We start from the raw sequence: 16,769 nt of genomic DNA, 5'->3' as shown, positions 1-16,769 counted from the left end.
GCAATACCCGTGACCACGAACGGCATCACCTTTCACGACGCTGGAGTTGGCTACGGGACGCGCGTCGTCCTCACCGGGGTTCAAGGGCGCATGAACCCCGGTGAGGCGCTCGCCCTAGTCGGCCCAAACGGATCCGGAAAAACGACGCTACTCAAAGCCCTAGCCCGAAGCGTTCCTATTCTCGAAGGACACATTGATGGCATTCCCGACACCATCGGATACGTCCCTCAATCGGCTGACCTCGACCTGACATTCCCCATCACTGTTGAACAAGTTGTCATGATGGGTCTCTACAAACAGATCGGACTTGCCCGTTTCCCCAGGAAAGCCCACCGAGAAAAAGTCGCCAGCACTCTGACAAATGTTGGTCTTCTCAGCCGAGCCAAGGACCGTTTCGGTGAACTATCAGGCGGGCAACGCCAGCGTGTACTCGTAGCGCGCGCACTTATCGCCCAACCGAAACTGATTCTGCTGGACGAACCCTTCAACGGTTTGGACCAGCCCAATCGTGATGCCCTACTCGGAATCATTCGACGCGCAAAAAATGATGGAACAAGCGTCGTCGTTTCAACACACGATCTCTCATTAGCCTATGACGTCTGCGACCAAGCGATCCTTGTCGCTGGGCGCCAGATCGCCTTCGGTCCCGTCCGCGAAGTCCTCACCCCAAAGCTCATGAAACAGGCATACGGATCCGAAAGCCTAGAAACTGAGGCCTGTGAACTTGCGACCTGTTACGACTCCCACAAGCAACGTGGAGAAGTCGCATGAACACGCTGTCCGATGGCGTTGCAACGCTCGTTGAACACCTTCGAGCGCTCGCCGAATCAATCGTGGGGCTCAGGGGTCTTGCGGCCTATCCCTTCCTATTTCGGCCATTTATATTTCTTGTCCTTCTATCAGTGGTGGCCGGCCTCGTCGGTACGCTAGTGAACCTACGAAAAGCTGAATTTAACGCTGAAGTCATGGTGCACTCAGTGTTCCCCGGAATCGTCGTCGGGTTCATCGTTGGCGGGAGCGACGCCATCATTATTGGTGCCGGATGTGCTGGCATCGTAGTTGTCATTGCACTAGTGGCAAGTCAGTCTTCCAAGCGAGAAAGCGACAACGAATCAGCGCATGAAGGTGCAACAGCGGTCATTCTGACTGCCTTCTTCGCACTCGGCATGACGATTTCCCTCAAAGTCGGTGATATGTCAGGGCAACTGGAAGCCCTCATGTTCGGGCGCTTGTTGGAAACGACCGACTCTGGGCTTGCTCAGTCGCTGGTCGTCTTTATCCTGACAGGAATCATGCTTGCGCTAACGTGGAAGGAACACCTCTACGTTGCGTTTGACCGGCAGGGAGCGCAGGCGTCACGCATCAACGTCAGAGGCATCGATTACGTGCTGAACGCGTGTATTGCCGCGGTCGTTGTCGCAGCATCGTCGGCAATCGGCGTGCTTCTTGTCATCGCGTTCTTGATCGTTCCAGGAGCAACTGGGCGTCTGCTTGGACGAACAGTGCGACAAACGAGCATTATTGGAGTGAGCGTGAGCCTTCTTGCCAGCTGGCTAGGCATGCAACTTCTCCTGACCCCCAGCCCGCGCCCCATCTCTCCGCAAGCGGGTGTCGTCCTTGTCCTTGTTGCACTGTTCTTCATCGCTGTTGGTATCGCTGCGATCGGGAAACGAAGGGGAAAGGTGCGCTGTTGATTTCTCATCTGGATGTTCTTCTCCTTCCTGTCATGGAGCTCGTTGCCGTGTGTTTACTCGCCGGGCTGGTCGGCGCTTTCGCCTTCCTCGACCGGAAAATCTTTTTTGCCGAGTCAGTCACGCACGGAACATTCCCAGGAGGCATTCTGGGCGTAGTCATCGCCGCCACGCTTGGGGCGAGCCATGAGCAGATGTCGCTTGCCCTGTTTGTTGGCGCCTTCCTTTTCTGTCTTCCCCTAGGTGGGCTGATGCGGTTCCTCGGTGGAATTCCGGGGATTTCATCACAGGCAAGCGCCGGCATCGTGCTGACCTTTGGGTTCGCGATGGGCTACTTCCTGTACCGCTGGTTTTCGCCGTTGCCGATTCAAATCCAGTCGTTTCTGACCGGCTCGATTCTGACGGTTAACTCCTGGGATGTTGCGTCGGCCAGCGCGGGTCTAGTGGTGGTGCTCATCATCGTTGCCGTGTGGGGGAAAGACCTGGTCTTTAAGAGCTACGACCCCATTGATTCATTGACGCGCGGGATGAACACGCGTCTTCTTGAGAGCCTGAATATCGCAATGGTCATCGGTGCAATTGTCCTGTTGATTCCCGCCGTCGGCACCGTATTGTCGATTGCGCTTTTCGCTGCTCCCGCGGCGGGACTTGCCCCGCTGGTGAAGTCATGGCCACACTTCATGGTTGCCGCTCCGCTCGCGGGGCTGGGAATCGGAGTGATCGGTTTCGCGTGCGGTGTGGCGTTCAACCTTTCGGTTGGTGGCATGATCGCGATTTTCGCCGGTATCTTTTTCGCCGCTACTCGTCTGATCGTGTGGGCTCGTTGCGCGCAAGGGTGACGAGGCCGGGCGGTCGGTTGCGGTTCGCCCGAACGCGAGCCTGGCGGGTTTCGTGAATTCAACGGACGAGGCCAATCGTGGCTTGTACTGCCTCCCAGCTCGATGAGACGATGAGATCGTGCCAGAACAACGTGAACCTGTACAACGCCCTGCGTCCATCCTGCTTGCAGCAACCCCGATCGGTGATGTGGACGACGCTTCATCACGGTTTATTAGGGCCCTGCAAGAAGCTGAGGTTGTCGCAGCGGAAGACACCCGGCGCATGCTGGCCCTGGCTAGCCGTTTGAACGTTCGAGTAAACGGTAAAGTTCTCAGCTTGCACGATCACAATGAAGGCGACCGGGCAGAGGGCCTCGTCGACTGTGCCGAAGGAGGAGCGCGGGTCCTGCTGGTCTCTGACGCCGGAATGCCAACCGTTTCAGACCCCGGGTTCCGCGTGGTGCGAGCAGCGGTCGAACGTGGCGTTCACGTCTCTGCATTGCCTGGTCCGTCAGCCCCTGTTACTGCGCTTGCTGTTTCAGGCCTGCCTTCTGACCGCTTCAGCTTCGAGGGCTTCCTGCCCCGTAAAGACGGTGAAGCAAGCGCCTACCTCGAAGCGCTTGCAGACGACCCGCACACTCTCATTTTCTTTGAATCAGCCAAACGCGTTCATGGCACCCTGCAACGTATGGCCAGTGCTTTCGGCGGGGAGCGTCAAGCAGTCGTGTGTCGAGAACTGACAAAGAAATATGAAGAAGTTTTACGAGGCTCCCTATCGGACCTGATTACCCAGACGGAGGGGGAAGTACTCGGCGAAATCACGATTGTTATCGCCGGTTTCAAAGGCAAGAAGAGCGCTGAAGACCATGTGAAAACAGTGCTTGCGTTAGCTTCGGAAGGAATGCGACTCAAAGACGCGGCAGCCGAAGTTGCTTCAGCAACAGGCTTGCGGAAGAACGAGCTTTATAAAGCTGCTCTCGCTTACAAAGAACAGTGATATGTGAGCAGATGACTGAAATGGGGGGCGGTGCTACGTGTCAGTAGCACCGCCCCGGCGTCTTGACAGGGAAGCAGAATCCTCTTAGCTAATCTCGGTTGAAGGAACCTCCAGGATCCCAGCGTCTGCCAACTTCTTCGACGCAACAGCCCCAGTTTCCGGTGATACCGGCTCCGTCAGGTCGGAGAGCACTCGCACGGTAAAACCGGCCTTCTTCGCATCCAACGCGGTGTCGCACACGCAATGAGACTGCGCCAAACCGATGACATCAACCTCATTCACTCCGGCATCATCCAGTAAATCGCCGAGCAAAGTCCCGGCCTCGTCCATCCCTTCGAACCCAGAGTAGGCAGCCGCAAACTGGCCCTTCTTCACGTGGGCATCAACGTCGAGGTCCCAAATGGCAGGATGCAACTCCGCTTCGGCACTACCGGCCACGCCATGCGGTGGCCACGTGTCCACATAATCCGGGGTCGCAGAGAAATGAGCTCCCGGATCAATATGCCAATCCTGCGTCGTCGCAATAAAGCCGTACTCTTGGCGATGATCATCCACATACGTGCGGATACGCTCCGCACACGCATTTCCTCCTTCAACGGGTAAAGCCCCGCCTTCGCAGAAAGTGGGCTGGACATCGACGATGATGAGTGCGCGTTTCATCTGAGCTCCTCTTATGTATGTTGCTCTCAACTCTACTGCGCTTGTTCACCGTTTTGACCGCGCTTGTTCAAGCTTTTGGGCAAACGCTCGTGGAAACAAGAAGCCTGCAGTGCCGTGATTAAGCCCTTTGAGCGCGCTTGTTGAAGAAATGCATCAGTGAATTCGGGTCATACGTGCCCACTGAAATGGTGAACAAGCGCGGTGTGTGGGGAGGTGGGTGTGGTGAACAAGCGCGGTGTGTGGAGAGGGCGGTTTGGTGAACAAGCGCGGTGGGGGAACGGGGAGATGCGAGTTCGGAATATACCCGACGGGGCACTATCCTTAGAACCATGAGCCGTATTTTGTCTGCAGTAGCTTGGCCTTACGCCAACGGTCCCCGTCACATTGGACACGTTGCCGGATTCGGCGTGCCCTCCGATGTCTTCTCGCGATACATGCGAATGGCAGGACACGACGTATTGATGGTGTCCGGAACCGACGAACACGGTACTCCGATCCTCGTCGCAGCAGACGGCGAAGGCGTGACCGCTCGCGAACTTGCAGACCGCAACAACCGACTGATCGTCGAAGACCTCGTCGCGCTCGGCCTGTCCTACGACCTCTTCACTCGCACGACCGCCGGCAACCACTACGCAGTCGTCCAAGAAATGTTCCGCACTGTCCGCGACAACGGATACATGATCGAACAGGTCACTCGCGCAGCAATTTCACCCTCAACTGGACGCACGTTGCCCGACCGCTACATCGAAGGCACCTGCCCGATCTGTGGTACTGAAGGCGCTCGTGGCGACCAATGTGACGCCTGCGGTAACCAGCTGGATCCCACCGACCTGATTGATCCGCACTCGCGCATCAACGGCGAGACCCCCAAGTTCGTTGAGTCCACCCACTACTTCCTCGACCTACCTGCACTCGCCGAAGCCCTGTCCGCATGGCTCGACGATCGTGAACAGTCCGGCACCTGGCGTCCGAACGTTATCAAGTTCTCCAAGAACTTCCTCGAAGACATCCGCCCGCGTGCCATGACGCGCGACATCGACTGGGGCATCCCAGTTCCCGGGTGGGAAGACCAGCCGACCAAGCGTCTCTACGTCTGGTTCGATGCCGTCATCGGCTACCTCTCAGCATCAATCGAGTGGGCACGTCGCACCGGCGACCCCGAAGCGTGGCGCCAGTGGTGGAATGATCCCGAGGCCCTGTCCTACTACTTCATGGGCAAGGACAACATCGTCTTCCACTCCCAGATTTGGCCTGCCGAAATGCTCGGCTACAACGGTCAGGGTACCAAGGGTGGAAAGCCTGGAACGCTCGGCGTCCTCAACATGCCGACCGAAGTTGTGTCCAGCGAATTCCTCACCATGGAAGGCAAGAAATTCTCTTCCTCCCACGGCATCGTCATCTACGTCCGTGATTTCCTGGCTCGCTACCAGGCAGATGCCCTGCGTTACTTCATCAGCGCAGCAGGCCCGGAAACCTCCGACTCCGACTTCACATGGGCAGAATTCGTCCGCCGCACCAACGGCGAACTCGTCGCCGGCTGGGGCAACCTGGTCAACCGAACGGCATCGATGATCGCCAAGAAGTTCGGCGAAATTCCTGCTCCCGGCGAGCTTGAAGATATCGACCGTGCGCTATTGGACGAAATCAACAAAGGCTTCGAAACTATCGGTGACCTGATCCGTCACCACCGTCAGAAGGCCGCACTCTCTGAAGCGATGCGACTGGTCAGCGAAGCCAACAAGTACGTCACCGACACCGAGCCCTTCAAGCTCAAGGCACCCGAACAGCGTGAACGACTTGCAACGGTTCTGCATACCCTCGCCCAGGCTGTCACTGATCTCAACCTGATGCTCTCGCCGTTCCTCCCTCACGCAGCGAACGACATTGACCGCGTCATGGGCGGTGCGGGCAACATCGCTCCGATGCCACGCATCGAAGAGGTCGAAGAACTCGACCCGCAGGTTCTGCCCGAAGCATTCGACGGCCGCAACGGATACCCGATTATTACGGGTGACTACACCTCAGCTCCAACGTGGGAACGCCACCTCATCACGGTGGGTACCCCGATCGCGAAGCCGACGCCTGTCTTCACCAAGCTCGACGAAGCCATCGTCGAAGAAGAACTCGCACGCTACGCGGATTCAACTCCCGATGATGTGACCGGAGCCTGAGCCTTTGTAAGCTCAACTCATTCAACACCGCGAAAGGTGGGAAGCTCATCCGCTTCCCACCTTTCGTCTATCTACGGCAAGGCGCGCCTTCTTCACTTGCCCCTGGCTTATGCCCGCCCGCGCCGTGAACAAGCGCGGTTGTGTGCGGGGGCAGACGGTGAACAAGCGCGGTGATTTTGGGGAGCGTGGCCTCGGCAATAGGAAAAGGCATAAGGATATTTTTTAGTTTTCTCAGAAACTACTTTATCTAGGACCTTTTGGAGTAAGGGTTAATCGAACCGTCGAAAAACTATCGAATTTAATACTTTCGATTATCAAGTGAAAGAAATCGCTTCTATTTCGGCATTACGATTTTCTAATGGGAAACCTCAACGAAGAGGAAAAGACAACGATGTCTGTCCCATCAACACACTCGAAAGGAGAACCGCCGTATGTTACGACGACGGATCGTGAGTAGCCTGGCCGCCGCCGCGTTGCTCGTCGGGGGTGGCGCACTATCGCCAGCATTTGCCTCGGTGCAAACATCGCAGGAAAACGTTGGAGATATCCTTGGCGCGCCCGCAGCCGTGGAAAAGTCCACGAATGAACGCATCGCTGCATGGCAGAAACTGCAATTCGGTCTCTTCATGCACTGGGGTGTCTACTCAATGTTCGGAGGAAGCTACAACGGACAAGTTCAGTCCATCGGCTACCCAGAACAAATCAAGGCTTGGATGAACATTCCTCGCGAGGAATACCTCAAAGAAGCCAAGAAGATGACTGCAGACAAATGGGATGCTGCGAAGATCTGCCAGACCGCAAAGAACGCCGGCATGAAGTACGTCATGGTGACTTCGAAGCACCATGACGGTTTTGCCATGTGGGACACCAAGACGACCGACTACAACGTCGTCAAGCAGACAGCATTCGGGAAAGACCCGATGAAACAGCTCGCTGACGAATGCGGCAAGATCGACATGAAGCTCGCCTTCTACTTCTCCATCATCGACTGGGAGAAGCATGATCCCGAACCCTACTCCAACCTCAACCCCATCACTGAAGAACACCTTCAATACAACCTCGACCAGATCACCGAGCTACTCACCAACTACGGTCCGATCGCCGAGTTCTGGTTCGACATGGGTGGTCCGACCGCGGAACAATCTCAGAAGATGGCCGACAAGGTCCATGAACTGCAGCCGAACACAACGGTCGTGAACTCTCGCGTGTGGAACAACAAAGGTGACTTCAACGTTGGCGGCGACAACGCGGTCCACTCATCCTTCAGCATCGGTCCGTGGGAATCCATCCGATCCATCTTCCCCAGATGCTGGTCCTACTGTTCAGACTCGCGAGCAAATCGCTCAGCGGGCACAGCTAACAGAGTAATTAGCGAGGCCATCTCGAACCTCGTCGGTGTCGTAGCCAACGACGGAAACTTCGCTTTCAACGTCGGTCCGATGGGTGACGGTTCCTTCCCCGAATACGACGAATATGTTCTGAAGGAACTAGGAACATGGCACACTGATCACCCGCACGCCATCGACGGAGCAAGTGCAACATGGATCCCCGCACCGTCTAACGCTCTCCTGACAGTGAATGGTTCAGACCTGTACATCTTCCCGAACCAGTGGAAGTCCGGAGAATCAATCACCGTTCCTGGACTGGCAAACAAGGTCACCTCAGTCACGGTTGATGGCAAGGGAACCCCCGTTCAATTTGCTCGCAACGGCCTTGACCTGACAGTGACGATGTCCGGAGAATCCCCTGACAAGTACCGTCCGGTCATCAAGGTTGCCCTTGACGGTGAAGCACGCTACGTCCCCACTCAGACCGTGAACCTCGACCACGGAAGTGGCACCATCCCGACGCGCGATATTGTCAAGCGCACCGTTGGCACCTCGTACAACGCGGCCATCCTGGACGCCTACATCGTTGATCGCTCTGGCGAAAAGTACGGCGATGTCGAATTTGATCTCACCCAATCGTCGGGTTTCCAAGACGACGTTGAATACAACGTGAGCTTCAACGGCGTCACTCACCTGTTCAAAGGAATTGACCTGAAGACCCGTCCCATCTCCGGGTACACGATGAACCCGAATGAGGTCTCTCGCCTTCGCATCCAGCTGGCAAACCCGAGCTATTACACCGATGCTCTCAACGTCAAGGTTGAATCGATCAAGGTGGCAGCATACAAGGATCACGCTGCCTCGGTTGCTCCGACCTTCACGTCTCAACCGAGCGACGCACAGGTCGTCGAAGGTGAATCCGTCACTTTCACTGCCGGCGCCTCGGGTCGCCCAGCTCCGACCTACCAGTGGTACCGCATTGATGCCGACGACGAGGACGAGGATGAGGACGGTGCCGAGGACGAGGATGGTGCCGAGGACGAGGACGAGGCCATACTGATTGAGGGTGCAACGAATTCCTCGTACACCTTCGTCACAACAAAGGATGACAATGAAGCAGATTTCTTTGTCGTTGCCACCAACGAAGCTGGAACAGCCACGTCGGAAATCGCAACCCTGACGGTTGTCGATCCCTCGTTGAACCTGGCCCTCAAGAAGCCTGCACGCCAGTCTTCTGACAGCGCCTGGAACGGCCCAGCATCCCGAGCCGTCGACGGCAACACGGATGGAAAGTGGGACAACGGTTCGGTTAGCGCAACGGCTACGCAGAATGATCCCTGGTGGGAGGTTGACCTTGAGAAAACAGTTCCGGTCGGACAGGTTAACATCTACAACCGTTCTGCTGACGATCAGTGCAACGGAAACCAGTCGTGTGCGGAGCGCCTGAAGGGCTTCTACGTTATTGCTTCGAAGGACAAGCTTGACGACAAGCTATCCAGCGAAGAAATTGAGAAGAAGGGTGAAGCAGGAGAACTCAAGTACTTCAAGGTCGAAGAGAAGGCTGATTTCCCGACCAGTCTGAATTTCGATGGCTACCAGGCTCGCTACATTCGTGTGATGTTGCCAGGAAACTGGAAGGAACTCAACCTTGCTGAGGTTGAGGTCTACGGGCAGAACACTGCTCCCACCGCGGTTATTAGCGCAGTTGCTGACCCTGAAGAAGGCTTCAGCGTTTCGGGCGACCAGCTGAACGCTGTTCCCGGATCAATCCTGACCTTTACTGCTAAAACAAGCGGCTTCCCCGCCCCTAAGCTTCAGTGGCAGACTTCGGCTGATGGTCAGACATGGAACGATGTGGAAGGCCAGACGCAGCAGGGCTACTCGTTTGAGATCGACGCGAAGCACCACGGTTTGAAGGTGCGAGTTGCTGCGACGAATAGCGTCGAGACAGCGTACTCTGAGCCACTCACGATCAATATCGTCGAAAAGCCGGCCCTCACCCCGCTGTCCGCTAGCTTGAACGACTCGGTTCTTGAACCGGCTGACGATGGTGCGTGGCAGAAAGTCACAGTGAACGAGGGCGAAACCGTCGTCCTGTCCACGACGGCTTCAGGTATGCCCGTTCCGACGATTGCATGGCAGTCACGTGAGGTCAGCGGTGCTGAAGATTCGTGGACTCCAATCGAAGGAGCAACAACTGACAAGTTGAGCCTGAAGGCATCGAAGGACGTCCAGTCGCATCTCTATCGTGCGGTTGCAACCAACTCGCAAGGTGAAGCAGTAACGGCTCCGCTTCGTGTTGTTCTGCACCAGCAGACTCCGACTCCGAACCCTGGTGGTGATGAGCCTGGTCAGGCGGATGTTCCGACTCTTGAGTTGGGTGCTGCTCAGGTGAAGGTTGGAGATACTCTGTCGATTCGTGTGAAGGGTCTGAAGAAGGGCGAGCGTATTAAGCTCACCGTTCACTCGGAGCCAGTTGTAATCCCTGAAAGCGATATCAAGTATGACGACGAGCAGGGGACTGCTCAGGCTGATTGGAAGGTTCCGGCTGGCTTTGAAGTTGGCGAGCACACTGTGAAGGTGGTGAGCAAGTCGGGTGAGAGCATCATTAAGTTCGAGGTTCTTCCCGCGGATGCTGTGCCTGTTCCGGATCAGTCGAATGCCGATAAGCCTGTTGGTGATTCTCAGCCTGTGAAGAAAGCCTCGGTGAAGAAGCTTTCTTCAACGGGTGCTGATGCGGTTTTGCTTGCAGAGCTTTCGGCTCTCTTCCTCGCTACTGGTGTGGCTGGGTTTGCTGCGCGCAGGCGTGTGCGTGACTGATCGTTGAGTGTCGGCCTGGCATAGATGAAGGTGCCTCGGGGTTGTTCCCGAGGCACCTTCTTTATGTTGTGTACGCCCGATGGTGAACAAGCGCGGCTCATACCCGCCCGCGCCGTGAACAAGCGCGGTTGTGTGCAGGGCGGATGGTGAACAAGCGCGGTCAAAGATGCACTGTGCTCGACTGAAAAAGCGGGCTAACGTTCTTTCGGCTTGCCGACGAAGAACGCGGAAATGATCAGCACTAGGCCGAGCGCTGCAATCAGGCCGATGAAAACAAACGGCAACTGTACGACGTTCAAGAACGGCAGAACAATCAGGAACACTCCGATGGCAATAACGATCAGCGCCCAGATGAGCTGCCCTACCCGAGGTTTCGTTGAAACTTCCACGACGGGTTCTGGAGCATGTGCTGCGGCGTCTGCTGCGGTCCAAACCTTAGTCGGCTGCTCCTCGGAGGTGGGCATGGTGGTTGTCTCGTCGGCTACGTTGAACTCGGTCGTTGCTTCATCAGGCATATGAGAGGTGGTCATGCTGCGCTCCTTAGCGTTGAGTCAGCCGAGAGAACCCACGATACGGGGGAAACGTCGGCTCCTGAAGTAGTGGAAGAAGTGGATGCGCCAGGCGTGCTAGCCCCGGACTGTGAGGAGGAAGAACCTGATTGTCCCTGATCAAGCGCTCCCGACTGGCCAGTCGAACCAGACTGGCCCTCGCCGGATTCGGGCGCTGAAGAAGGAGCTGGAGTATTGCCGTACCAGTCTTCCTCGTAGTTGAAGCTCCACATCCATGAAGTGATGCGAACCGTGATCCCGTCACTGTTGTTGAAGGTCGGGGATTGAACCGATACCGGATTTTCTGCGTCAACTGAATCGTTGCATCCACGCAGGGCGTTCACCCACGTCCTGTTCTTTGAAGGGTGAGTGTTATCGAAAGAATACTCGACCTCTTGAATTCCCATTTCGCAGATGATGCGGACCGGCTGATCGGTGCGCGCAGAAATCTCTAGGTCACTCACGCTAGGGTCAACGACGATTTCTTTGGAAGTTCCCGCGGGAGCCTGCGAGATGTCAAGCAACGCTCTCCCCCGAGAAGAATAGACCGTCGATTCGGTCCAATCGCTGACTAGCGTTTCGCTCGAATAATCGAAGGAAGCGGTGTATTCGGAGGCCGTTGCGATGCCGAACAAGACAGTCGGCAAGGACAAGAACGCGCCGATTATTGACAGGGCGACCAACCAGTCGGCTTTCCGTCCACGCATTGATGCGATCGCGAGGGCAAGACCTGTGATAAGCATGCAGATGCCACCACCGATCAGACCGATCTTCGTGCCGAAAATCAGCATCTCGGCGGAGCCATTGTCCATGTAGTAGTACATGAGTCCAAATGTCGTCGCCATTGCCAGAAGAACAAGACCGGTGACGACCAAGTTTGTCCGGCGCCCGACGCTACGGACGAACGGAGTCAGCGGTGGAATCCAGTTGTTCGCTCCATTGTTCATCGGCGTGTTGGGAGCCTGATAAGGTGCCGAATTCATAGGAGCATTCGGATATGCCGGCTGGTATGGTGTTCCGGCATTATTGTGATACGCGCCGTTTGGAACCTGCGAAAAACCTCCGGTGTATGGGGTTGCTGGCTGTGTGGGATTTGGGGACGAGGCCGCCCACGCAGGAGTCGGCATCATGCCCGGATGGGGGGTGGAGTATGTGGCACCGGTCCCTGAAACGTTCGTTGCGTCTGAAGTGGGCTGACCGGCCTCGTTCATGGAGGTTGAAGCGAAAGCTGAAGAGGAGTGCCCAGGCTGACTATTCGGATCCATGCTCATTGGCGGATTTCCTTGAAACGTCGTGGGTGCTGACCGTCGGTCGTGGCGGAGCAAAATAACGGCGATGACGATGATCGCCACTAAGACAAGCAGTGTGCCGAGTGGGACGAGGGGTAATTCTTCGATCACGACTGAGAATGGGAAAGCTGAGGTGCTTCCCATCAGGATGAACAGGATTGCGCCCGCCTGTCCTGATTCAAATCGACCATTTACGAGTTCTTGAGCGTGGATTCGTCCAGTCATCTGATCGGGAAGGAGACCCCACCCAAGACCGTAGGCTGCCAACAGTGGCGGGAAGACCAGCATTGCCACAATGCTGAGCCCGCGGACAAGCGCTAAGTCCCAACCGGTTCGGGCGGAGATCGCTGCGCACACGCCACCAATGGTCCTCACTGATGGGCGGTACCATCCGGAACGTCGGATGGAGGCGAAGAATCCGCCACCCGTGTTGTATCCACCCTGGCCCGGTGGGAACGTTCCATTATTCGGAGTGAAACCTGGCCCACTGAAACCTGGTCCACCTGGGTATTGAGCGTTGCCGTTGAAAGCAGCATTCGACGCATTTGCGTCGTTCGGGTTGAAGCCACTGCCGGAAGGGGTGTCCCCGGTCGTGTCCTGACCGTACGGGTGCGAAGAGTTCATGTCCATACTCAACAGTGTGGTCGCTTCGCTGAACCGGCGACAGTGGGGTTATCCCTTAACTGTCCCTGATTTAGCCCCTTAAAGTCGCGGTCGCTGTTCGAAAGATGTGAAGATAGGTCGTGTGAATGAAGGCGAAAACAAAGGGTATATTCCCGTTCAGCCCGGCATGGCCAATACTGTCGGTGGCTGGCGTCCTCCCATGCCTTCTACCTACCGTGCTCCGCTGAAACGTGCGCGCGAAATATCAGCAGATATGCCGAGCGCCCGCATCGCTGGGGTTTGCTCCGGCCTATCTGTTCACCTCGGAGTGTCAGTCACGCTTGTTCGCGTGCTGATGGTCCTTGCTGGACTCTTCGGTGGAACGGGCATGATCCTCTACGTCTGGCTGTGGGCAATGGTCCCCGAAGATGATGGGCAACGCATCCGTGTTGGGGGCGCTCCGATCGGAGCCAACCTAGCAACGAAAAAACAGGGCAATCCGCACGATGCAAGTAGGGGACAGCTCCTGCTTGCTGGAGTGCTGATTCTGCTTGCGGCCCTCGTTGCAACACTGTTTGCTTGGACGAATGTCGCCCGTCTGTTCGACGTAGCATCGGCAGGTTTGATCATCGCCGGCTTGGGACTGGTGTGGAGCCAAGGGGCACATATTCAGCAGTGGCGATCATCCAAATTTCTGGCAATCATCGGCGCGGGAATCGGGCTCCTCTTCACTGGCGTGCTCTTCCTTGCCGGACGCGGAGACCCGCCAATCATCTTGCTTCGCGGCGGCCTGATCGGTGCGGTCGTGGTCGCCGGCGTGCTGTTCGCATTACTTCCGCTTTGGTTACGCACGTCGAAAGACCTTTCAGTAAGCCGTGAACGAGAAGTTCGCGAGGCCGAGCGCGCCGACATCGCAGCGCACTTGCATGACTCGGTTCTTCAAACACTCACACTGATTCGTTCGGCCGCTTCCGACCCCGCTCGCGTACGAGCACTAGCGCTTGCAGAAGAACGAGAGCTACGATCCTGGCTCTACACCGGTCGTACGCAGGCAAATGAGTCATTGTCGCAAGCAATCCGAAACACCGTCGAACAGGTGGAAAGCCGTCACGGTATCCCCGTTGATGTTGTTGCGGTCGGAGATACTGTCCCGGGTCCTGGTGAGCTAGCGATGGTCGCCGCAATCGGAGAAGCTGTAGCGAATGCCGTCAGGCACGGCGAACCTCCCGTTTCTGTATATGTTGAAGTTCGACCGAACGTTATCGAAGCGTTCATCAAAGACTCCGGTTCAGGATTTGATCTGGCTTCAATCCCGAGCGATCGGCACGGCGTTCGTGACTCAATCATCGGTCGTATGGAACGCGTAGGAGGAAAAGCCAGAATCAGAATGCTTCAGAGCGGAACAGAAGTAGAACTCAGCCTCCCAAGAGAGTAAGCAAACGCTCAATAACAAGAAACACTTATCCGCAACCACGGCAGTGAAGAAAAGCGAAGAGAATAGACCTATGACAATTCGACTCATCGTGATTGACGACCACGCAATGGTTCGCGCTGGTGTTCGCGCAGAACTTGAAAACTCCGGCGCAGACCTCGAAATCGTCGGCGAAGCAGCAGACGTTGATGGAGCAATCGCGGCATGCCATGAACTTCGCCCCGATGTCGCCCTGCTCGACGTTCACCTGCCCGGAGGTCGCGGTGGCGGTGGAGCAGAGGTTTCCGCTCGATGCCAAGATATTGAGGGTCTACGCTTCCTAGCCCTCTCTGTCTCAGACTCACCCGAAGATGTCGTTCAGGTCATCCGAAGTGGCGCTCGCGGGTATGTCACCAAGTCGATTTCTACCCCCGAACTCCTTGAAGCTATCGGTCGTATTGCTGCCGGAGACGCGGCGTTCAGTCCTCGCCTTGCCGGCTTTGTGCTTGACGCATTCGGCACTGGGCAGGTTGCCATCGGTGACGACGAACTCGATCTTCTCTCCGCTCGCGAACAGGAAGTCATGCGTCTGATTGCTCGCGGTTACACGTACAAGGAAGTAGCCTCCGAGCTCTTCATCTCGGTGAAAACAGTAGAAACACACGTATCGGCTGTGTTGCGCAAACTTCAGCTGTCGAACCGTCACGAACTGACCCGCTGGGCAATGCAACGTCACATCGTGTGAGGTCAGCCTCGTGAATAAAAATCGCGAAGCCGAAAGTCTGCTGTGAACCCGAACGCATTTCGACCCTGAGGCGCGAAAGGCGACCGAAGAGGCGCCCCCTGAGCCGGCTGACGCGGTAATCTCCATTCGTTACGAATATTGCTTTGGCATTCAGAGCTTTCAGTAGGGGAGACCATGCACCGTATCGGATTTGACCGCGACACCTACCTGCGACTCCAGTCTCAGCACATCGCCCAAAGGCGCGCTGACTTCGGTGGAAAGCTCTACTTGGAGTTCGGCGGCAAACTCATCGACGATATGCACGCATCGCGCGTATTGCCCGGCTTCACCCCGGATAACAAGGTCGTCATGCTGAAGGAACTTGCTGACGACGTCGAAATCATCGTCGCCGTGAATGCCAAGGACTTCCAACGTCATAAAGTGCGCGCAGACCTCGGCACCACCTACGACGACGAGGTCCTGCGCCACATCGACGAATTCCGCGACTACGGACTGTACGTCGGCTCTGTTGTTATTACTCAGTGGACTGACGATAATCGCGAAGCGCAGGCCGTGAAGCAGAAGTTCGAGCGCCTCGGTATTACCGTTTACCGCCACTTCCCGATCCCCGGCTATCCGAACGATGTTGCGCGCATCGTCTCGGATGAAGGCTACGGCGCAAATGAATACATCGAGACCGCCCACGACCTGATCGTCGTCACCGCCCCCGGCCCGGGCTCCGGCAAGATGGCAACCTGCCTGTCCCAGCTGTACCACGACCACAAGCGTGGCATCCGCTCCGGCTACGCGAAGTGGGAGACGTTCCCGATCTGGAACCTGCCTCTAGACCACCCGGTTAACATCGCCTACGAGGCGGCAACTGCTGACCTTGACGACATCAACATGATCGACCCCTTCCACCTGGAAGCCCACGGCGAAAAGACCGTTAACTACAACCGCGACGTCGAAATCTTCCCCGTGTTACAGCGCTTGTTCACGCAGATCCTGGGCGAATCCCCGTATCAGAGCCCGACCGACATGGGTGTCAATATGGCGGGCAAGTCGATCTGCGACGACGACGCGTGCCGCGAAGCGTCCAAGCAGGAAGTGATCCGTCGCTACTACAAGGCATTGGTGACCGAAAAGAAAGAACTGTCTGAGCCGGTTCAATCGGAACGCATCGCTCTGGCGATGTCAAAGCTGTCAATCACGCCGACCGATCGCCCAGTTGTCCCGCCGACGGTTGCGCTCGCTCAATCAACTGGCGCTCCGGCTGCTGCGATTGAACTGGCTGACGGTCAGATCGTCACGGGTAAGACGTCGGCTCTGCTTGGCTGTTCATCGGCCATGTTGTTGAACGCCCTGAAGATCCTGGCGGGTATCGATTCTGAGGTGAAGCTGCTGTCGCCCGACGCGATCACGCCGATCCAGACTTTGAAGACTCAGCATCTGGGTTCCGCGAACCCGCGTCTGCACACCGACGAGGTCCTGATCGCGCTGGCCGTCTCTGCTTCCACTGATGGCAACGCCCGCCGAGCTCTTGAATGCTTAGGCGAGTTGAAGGGCTGTGACGTTCATACTTCGACGATTCTCGGCTCAGTGGATGAAGGCATCTTCCGTTCGCTTGGCGTTCAGGTGACGAACGAACCCGTCTACGCAACCAAGTCGCTGTATCGCAAGAAGTAGAACTGGTTGGGTTGAGCGGGCGT

The 16,769-nt window shown here is 56.6% G+C and carries 12 protein-coding genes; 9 read left to right on the top strand and 3 right to left on the bottom strand.

The genetic code is table 11. The features are described 5' to 3' along the window. Nucleotides 1-9: 9 nt before the first annotated feature. From G5S47_RS06725 to rsmI, 4 genes are all read left to right on the top strand, one after another. Entirely contained in the window at nt 10-771 is a 762-nt protein-coding gene (locus G5S47_RS06725; protein WP_219585444.1) for a metal ABC transporter ATP-binding protein, read from the top strand. Continuing rightward, nucleotides 768-1,694, top strand: a complete 927-nt coding sequence (locus G5S47_RS06720; RefSeq protein ID WP_219585443.1) for a metal ABC transporter permease — start codon at nt 768-770, stop codon at nt 1,692-1,694. Before G5S47_RS06725 ends, G5S47_RS06720 begins: the two co-directional genes overlap by 4 nt. Next, nucleotides 1,691-2,530: a metal ABC transporter permease gene (locus G5S47_RS06715; RefSeq protein WP_219811004.1), complete on the top strand. Its 840-nt coding sequence runs from the start codon at nt 1,691-1,693 to the stop codon at nt 2,528-2,530. Before G5S47_RS06720 ends, G5S47_RS06715 begins: the two co-directional genes overlap by 4 nt. Before the next feature lie 118 nt (nt 2,531-2,648). Continuing rightward, nucleotides 2,649-3,506, top strand: coding sequence for a 16S rRNA (cytidine(1402)-2'-O)-methyltransferase (gene rsmI / locus G5S47_RS06710; RefSeq protein ID WP_103633080.1), 858 nt, complete (start codon nt 2,649-2,651; stop codon nt 3,504-3,506). Between the two features lie 84 nt (nt 3,507-3,590). Here rsmI and G5S47_RS06705 read toward each other — a convergent pair whose 3' ends face one another. Then, entirely contained in the window at nt 3,591-4,166 is a 576-nt protein-coding gene (locus G5S47_RS06705) for an isochorismatase family protein (protein WP_219585442.1), read from the bottom strand. Between the two features lie 329 nt (nt 4,167-4,495). On the opposite strand from G5S47_RS06705, the gene metG reads away from it, so the two are divergent. Together metG and G5S47_RS06695 are read left to right on the top strand one after the other, a co-directional pair. Then, nucleotides 4,496-6,337, top strand: coding sequence for a methionine--tRNA ligase (gene metG, locus G5S47_RS06700; protein ID WP_219585441.1), 1,842 nt, complete (start codon nt 4,496-4,498; stop codon nt 6,335-6,337). Between the two features lie 449 nt (nt 6,338-6,786). Then, a complete protein-coding gene (locus tag G5S47_RS06695; protein ID WP_219585440.1) occupies nt 6,787-10,485 on the top strand; it encodes an alpha-L-fucosidase in 3,699 nt (1,232 codons plus the stop codon). Nucleotides 10,486-10,679: 194 nt separating this feature from the next. On the opposite strand, the gene G5S47_RS06690 is transcribed toward G5S47_RS06695, so the two are convergent. Further along, nucleotides 10,680-11,015 carry a hypothetical protein gene (locus G5S47_RS06690; protein WP_006681544.1) on the bottom strand — a complete coding sequence of 112 codons (336 nt, stop codon included), beginning with the start codon at nt 11,013-11,015 and terminating at the stop codon, nt 10,680-10,682. Further along, nucleotides 11,012-12,946 (bottom strand): PspC domain-containing protein, encoded by a 1,935-nt coding sequence (locus G5S47_RS06685; RefSeq protein WP_181002163.1) that lies wholly within the window; start codon nt 12,944-12,946, stop codon nt 11,012-11,014. Before G5S47_RS06685 ends, G5S47_RS06690 begins: the two co-directional genes overlap by 4 nt. A gap of 253 nt (nt 12,947-13,199) precedes the next feature. Between G5S47_RS06685 and G5S47_RS06680 the strand changes: the two genes are divergently transcribed. From G5S47_RS06680 to G5S47_RS06670, 3 genes are all read left to right on the top strand, one after another. Beyond that, nucleotides 13,200-14,360 (top strand): ATP-binding protein, encoded by a 1,161-nt coding sequence (locus tag G5S47_RS06680; protein ID WP_040318668.1) that lies wholly within the window; start codon nt 13,200-13,202, stop codon nt 14,358-14,360. Between the two features lie 70 nt (nt 14,361-14,430). Beyond that, the gene (locus tag G5S47_RS06675; protein WP_006681541.1) at nt 14,431-15,081 is read left to right on the top strand and encodes a LuxR C-terminal-related transcriptional regulator; all 651 of its coding nucleotides are present in this window, start codon (nt 14,431-14,433) and stop codon (nt 15,079-15,081) included. Between the two features lie 174 nt (nt 15,082-15,255). Then, nucleotides 15,256-16,746, top strand: coding sequence for a DUF1846 domain-containing protein (locus tag G5S47_RS06670; protein WP_006681540.1), 1,491 nt, complete (start codon nt 15,256-15,258; stop codon nt 16,744-16,746). Nucleotides 16,747-16,769: the final 23 nt, after the last annotated feature.

This window comes from Schaalia turicensis (assembly GCF_019380255.1).
Lineage (GTDB): Bacteria > Actinomycetota > Actinomycetes > Actinomycetales > Actinomycetaceae > Pauljensenia > Pauljensenia turicensis_A.
This window is presented reverse-complemented; position numbering and strand designations above follow the sequence as displayed.

Coding starts and splice junctions, on each gene's coding strand:
- G5S47_RS06685 (WP_181002163.1), bottom strand. CDS start 12,946: ATGAACTCTTCGCACCCGTACGGTCAGGACACGACCGGGGACACCCCT.
- G5S47_RS06675 (WP_006681541.1), top strand. CDS start 14,431: ATGACAATTCGACTCATCGTGATTGACGACCACGCAATGGTTCGCGCT.
- G5S47_RS06705 (WP_219585442.1), bottom strand. CDS start 4,166: ATGAAACGCGCACTCATCATCGTCGATGTCCAGCCCACTTTCTGCGAA.
- G5S47_RS06680 (WP_040318668.1), top strand. CDS start 13,200: ATGCCGAGCGCCCGCATCGCTGGGGTTTGCTCCGGCCTATCTGTTCAC.
- G5S47_RS06720 (WP_219585443.1), top strand. CDS start 768: ATGAACACGCTGTCCGATGGCGTTGCAACGCTCGTTGAACACCTTCGA.
- G5S47_RS06670 (WP_006681540.1), top strand. CDS start 15,256: ATGCACCGTATCGGATTTGACCGCGACACCTACCTGCGACTCCAGTCT.
- G5S47_RS06690 (WP_006681544.1), bottom strand. CDS start 11,015: ATGACCACCTCTCATATGCCTGATGAAGCAACGACCGAGTTCAACGTA.
- metG (WP_219585441.1), top strand. CDS start 4,496: ATGAGCCGTATTTTGTCTGCAGTAGCTTGGCCTTACGCCAACGGTCCC.